Raw genomic sequence first — 5,381 nt, 5'->3', positions numbered from 1 at the left:
AAGCTGAGTGAGCTGCTCGCAGGTTCATTAACAACATACAGCCGATAAGCGTGGGCGTTTGGTGGCGACTGCCAGGTTCTTCGGAACTATGGTCGCAAGACCATCAAACGCTCAACAGATAGACAAGACGCTTTGAGAAATCAAGGCACCTTGTCGATTCCTAGAGCAACAAATCAAGATCGAACTGTAGAGTTTGATCCTGGCTCAGATTGAACGCTGGCGGAATGCTTTACACATGCAAGTCGAACGGCAGCACGGGGGCAACCCTGGTGGCGAGTGGCGAACGGGTGAGTAATACATCGGAACGTGCCCATGTCGTGGGGGATAACTACGCGAAAGCGTAGCTAATACCGCATACGATCTACGGATGAAAGCGGGGGATCGCAAGACCTCGCGCGATTGGAGCGGCCGATGGCAGATTAGGTAGTTGGTGGGGTAAAGGCCTACCAAGCCGACGATCTGTAGCTGGTCTGAGAGGACGACCAGCCACACTGGGACTGAGACACGGCCCAGACTCCTACGGGAGGCAGCAGTGGGGAATTTTGGACAATGGGCGCAAGCCTGATCCAGCCATTCCGCGTGCAGGATGAAGGCCCTCGGGTTGTAAACTGCTTTTGGACGGAACGAAAAGCGCTGAGTTAATACCTCGGCGTCATGACGGTACCGTCAGAATAAGCACCGGCTAACTACGTGCCAGCAGCCGCGGTAATACGTAGGGTGCAAGCGTTAATCGGAATTACTGGGCGTAAAGCGTGCGCAGGCGGTGATGTAAGACAGGTGTGAAATCCCCGGGCTTAACCTGGGAACTGCATTTGTGACTGCATCGCTGGAGTGCGGCAGAGGGGGATGGAATTCCGCGTGTAGCAGTGAAATGCGTAGATATGCGGAGGAACACCGATGGCGAAGGCAATCCCCTGGGCCTGCACTGACGCTCATGCACGAAAGCGTGGGGAGCAAACAGGATTAGATACCCTGGTAGTCCACGCCCTAAACGATGTCAACTGGTTGTTGGGTCTTCACTGACTCAGTAACGAAGCTAACGCGTGAAGTTGACCGCCTGGGGAGTACGGCCGCAAGGTTGAAACTCAAAGGAATTGACGGGGACCCGCACAAGCGGTGGATGATGTGGTTTAATTCGATGCAACGCGAAAAACCTTACCCACCTTTGACATGTCTGGAATTCCGCAGAGATGTGGAAGTGCCCGAAAGGGAGCCAGAACACAGGTGCTGCATGGCTGTCGTCAGCTCGTGTCGTGAGATGTTGGGTTAAGTCCCGCAACGAGCGCAACCCTTGTCATTAGTTGCTACGAAAGGGCACTCTAATGAGACTGCCGGTGACAAACCGGAGGAAGGTGGGGATGACGTCAAGTCCTCATGGCCCTTATAGGTGGGGCTACACACGTCATACAATGGACGGTACAAAGGGCTGCCAACCCGCGAGGGGGAGCCAATCCCATAAAACCGTTCGTAGTCCGGATCGCAGTCTGCAACTCGACTGCGTGAAGTCGGAATCGCTAGTAATCGTGGATCAGAATGTCACGGTGAATACGTTCCCGGGTCTTGTACACACCGCCCGTCACACCATGGGAGCGGGTTCTGCCAGAAGTAGTTAGCCTAACCGCAAGGAGGGCGATTACCACGGCAGGGTTCGTGACTGGGGTGAAGTCGTAACAAGGTAGCCGTATCGGAAGGTGCGGCTGGATCACCTCCTTTCTGGAAATCAGCAGTTCAAGCTAAACGCCCACACTTATCGGTTGTTGGAAGATGTCGCCAGCGACGTATTGCTCGTCATGCGACCGGCCTGGGTCTGTAGCTCAGTTGGTTAGAGCACCGTCTTGATAAGGCGGGGGTCGTTGGTTCGAGACCAACCAGACCCACCATCCTCTCCAATTCCTGGGGGATTAGCTCAGCTGGGAGAGCACCTGCTTTGCAAGCAGGGGGTCGTCGGTTCGATCCCGTCATCCTCCACCAAACAACACCAAGCAACACCAAAGCGGCTTCGCAAGAGGCTGCTTTGTTGTTGTCCCCGGGATTGCCCGGGAACGATCGGCTGTTCTTTAACAATTCATAGAGTTGAATCAGCGTTGTTCGCGGAAACCGCTTCATGGCGGACCGTGCCGCGGACAACATTTTGATTGCGTCAACCAATCTTCAATTTCGAAGCAATTCGAGTTGAACGGCATAACGCGCCAGGTGAGAGACCTGGCAGGTCCTTAGATCGATTTTGAATCCTCGTGAGAGGGGTCAAAGTTATAGGGTCAAGTGACTAAGAGCATGTGGTGGATGCCTTGGCGATTACAGGCGACGAAGGACGTGATAGCCTGCGATAAGCTTCGGGGAGCTGGCAAATAAGCTTTGATCCGGAGATTTCCGAATGGGGAAACCCACCCTTAGGGGTATCGCATGATGAATTCATAGTCATGCGAGGCGAACCGGGTGAACTGAAACATCTCAGTAGCTCGAGGAAAAGACATCAACCGAGATTCCGAAAGTAGTGGCGAGCGAAATCGGAACAGCCTGCTAGTGATAGCACAGAACTTAGCGGAACGGCTTGGAAAGGCCGGCTACAGAGGGTGATAGCCCCGTACGCGAAAAGATCTGTGTGGTACTGAGCTAGCGACAAGTAGGGCGGGACACGTGTAATCCTGTCTGAATATGGGGGGACCATCCTCCAAGGCTAAATACTCGTAATCGACCGATAGTGAACTAGTACCGTGAGGGAAAGGCGAAAAGAACCCCGGGAGGGGAGTGAAATAGATCCTGAAACCGCATGCTTACAAAAAGTCGGAGCCCGCAAGGGTGACGGCGTACCTTTTGTATAATGGGTCAGCGACTTACATTCAGTGGCAAGGTTAACCGAATAGGGAAGCCGTAGAGAAATCGAGTCCGAATAGGGCGATCAGTCGCTGGGTGTAGACCCGAAACCAAGTGATCTATCCATGGCCAGGATGAAGGTGCCGTAACAGGTACTGGAGGTCCGAACCGACTAGTGTTGCAAAACTAGCGGATGAGCTGTGGATAGGGGTGAAAGGCTAAACAAACTTGGAAATAGCTGGTTCTCTCCGAAAACTATTTAGGTAGTGCCTCAAGTATTACCTGCGGGGGTAGAGCACTGTTTAGGCTAGGGGGTCATGGCGACTTACCAAACCTATGCAAACTCCGAATACCGCAGAGTACAGCTTGGGAGACAGAGCACCGGGTGCTAACGTCCGGACTCAAGAGGGAAACAACCCAGACCGCCAGCTAAGGTCCCTAAAATTGGCTAAGTGGGAAACGAAGTGGGAAGGCTAAAACAGTCAGGATGTTGGCTTAGAAGCAGCCATCATTTAAAGAAAGCGTAATAGCTCACTGATCGAGTCGTCCTGCGCGGAAGATGTAACGGGGCTAAGCCAGTTACCGAAGCTGCGGATTTGCACGCAAGTGCAAGTGGTAGGAGAGCGTTCCGTAAGCCTGTGAAGGTGTCTCGAGAGGGATGCTGGAGGTATCGGAAGTGCGAATGCTGACATGAGTAGCGTTAAAGCGGGTGAAAAGCCCGCTCGCCGTAAGCGCAAGGTTTTCTACGCAACGTTCATCGGCGTAGAGTGAGTCGGCCCCTAAGGCGAGGCAGAGATGCGTAGCTGATGGGAAACAGGTCAATATTCCTGTACCGATGTGCAGTGCGATGTGGGGACGGAGAAGGTTAGCTCGGCCGGGTGTTGGATGTCCCGGTTCAAGCCTGTAGTCGTGCCTGGTAGGTAAATCCGCCGGGCTTAGATGAGAGGTGACAACGAGGAGGCTTGCCTCCGAAGTGAGTGATACCCTGCTTCCAGGAAAAGCCACTAAGCTTCAGCTGCACACGACCGTACCGCAAACCGACACTGGTGCGCGAGATGAGTATTCTAAGGCGCTTGAGAGAACTCGGGAGAAGGAACTCGGCAAATTGACACCGTAACTTCGGAAGAAGGTGTGCCTTTAGTAGGTGAAGTCCCTCGCGGATGGAGCCCAATGAGGTTGCAAAAAATCGGTGGCTGCGACTGTTTAATAAAAACACAGCACTCTGCAAACACGAAAGTGGACGTATAGGGTGTGACGCCTGCCCGGTGCTGGAAGATTAAGTGATGGGGTGCAAGCTCTTGATCGAAGTCCCAGTAAACGGCGGCCGTAACTATAACGGTCCTAAGGTAGCGAAATTCCTTGTCGGGTAAGTTCCGACCTGCACGAATGGCGTAACGATGGCCACACTGTCTCCTCCCGAGACTCAGCGAAGTTGAAATGTTTGTGATGATGCAATCTCCCCGCGGAAAGACGGAAAGACCCCATGAACCTTTACTGTAGCTTTGTATTGGACTTTGAACAGATCTGTGTAGGATAGGTGGGAGGCTTTGAAGTGCGGTCGCTAGATCGCATGGAGCCAACGTTGAAATACCACCCTGGTGTGTTTGAGGTTCTAACCTAGGCCCGTAATCCGGGCTGGGGACAGTGCATGGTAGGCAGTTTGACTGGGGCGGTCTCCTCCCAAAGCGTAACGGAGGAGTTCGAAGGTACGCTAGTTACGGTCGGACATCGTGACGATAGTGCAATGGCATAAGCGTGCTTAACTGCGAGACTGACAAGTCGAGCAGATGCGAAAGCAGGACATAGTGATCCGGTGGTTCTGTATGGAAGGGCCATCGCTCAACGGATAAAAGGTACTCTGGGGATAACAGGCTGATACCGCCCAAGAGTTCATATCGACGGCGGTGTTTGGCACCTCGATGTCGGCTCATCTCATCCTGGGGCTGTAGCCGGTCCCAAGGGTATGGCTGTTCGCCATTTAAAGAGGTACGTGAGCTGGGTTTAAAACGTCGTGAGACAGTTTGGTCCCTATCTTCCGTGGGCGCTGCAGAGTTGAGGAAGCCTGCTCCTAGTACGAGAGGACCGGAGTGGACGCACCTCTGGTGTACCGGTTGTCACGCCAGTGGCATTGCCGGGTAGCTATGTGCGGAAGAGATAACCGCTGAAAGCATCTAAGCGGGAAACTCGTTCCAAGATGAGCTCTGCCGGGGCCTTGAGCCCCCTGAAGAGTCGTTCAAGACCAGGACGTTGATAGGTCGGGTGTGGAAGCGCAGCAATGCGTTAAGCTAACCGATACTAATTGCTCGTGCGGCTTGACCCTATAACTTTGATCGAGCAATCGATCAGGACAGTTATGCCAGTGGTCGGCGCAATCAAATAAAAAGCTGATTTGCTCTATGAATTGGTCGTCCAGCACGCAATGCTGGATGGCAACAAGTTATGCCTGATGACCATAGCGAGGTGGTCCCACTCCTTCCCATCCCGAACAGGACAGTGAAACGCCTCTGCGCCGATGATAGTGCGGATTCCCGTGTGAAAGTAGGACATCGTCAGGCTATTACAGCCCG

Annotated in this window: 2 tRNA genes and 3 rRNA genes; all 5 read left to right on the top strand. The window is 53.4% G+C overall.

Annotated features, from left to right (window positions below):
• Positions 1–181 precede the first annotated feature (181 nt).
• Positions 182–1,713: ribosomal RNA gene (locus tag I8E28_RS20535) — 16S ribosomal RNA — on the top strand.
• A gap of 90 nt (positions 1,714–1,803) precedes the next feature.
• Positions 1,804–1,880 (top strand) — tRNA-Ile (locus tag I8E28_RS20530).
• Positions 1,881–1,895: 15 nt separating this feature from the next.
• Positions 1,896–1,971 (top strand) — tRNA-Ala (locus tag I8E28_RS20525).
• A gap of 285 nt (positions 1,972–2,256) precedes the next feature.
• Positions 2,257–5,134: ribosomal RNA gene (locus I8E28_RS20520) — 23S ribosomal RNA — on the top strand.
• A gap of 122 nt (positions 5,135–5,256) precedes the next feature.
• A 5S ribosomal RNA gene (rrf, locus tag I8E28_RS20515) occupies positions 5,257–5,369 on the top strand.
• Together the 16S, 23S and 5S rRNA genes with 2 tRNA genes alongside form the textbook arrangement of a ribosomal RNA operon.
• Positions 5,370–5,381 lie beyond the last annotated feature (12 nt).

The organism is Ramlibacter algicola (assembly GCF_016641735.1).
Classification (GTDB): domain Bacteria; phylum Pseudomonadota; class Gammaproteobacteria; order Burkholderiales; family Burkholderiaceae_C; genus Ramlibacter; species Ramlibacter algicola.
The sequence above is the reverse complement of the archived record's forward strand: the minus strand, read 5'-3'. Positions and strand labels throughout refer to the sequence as shown.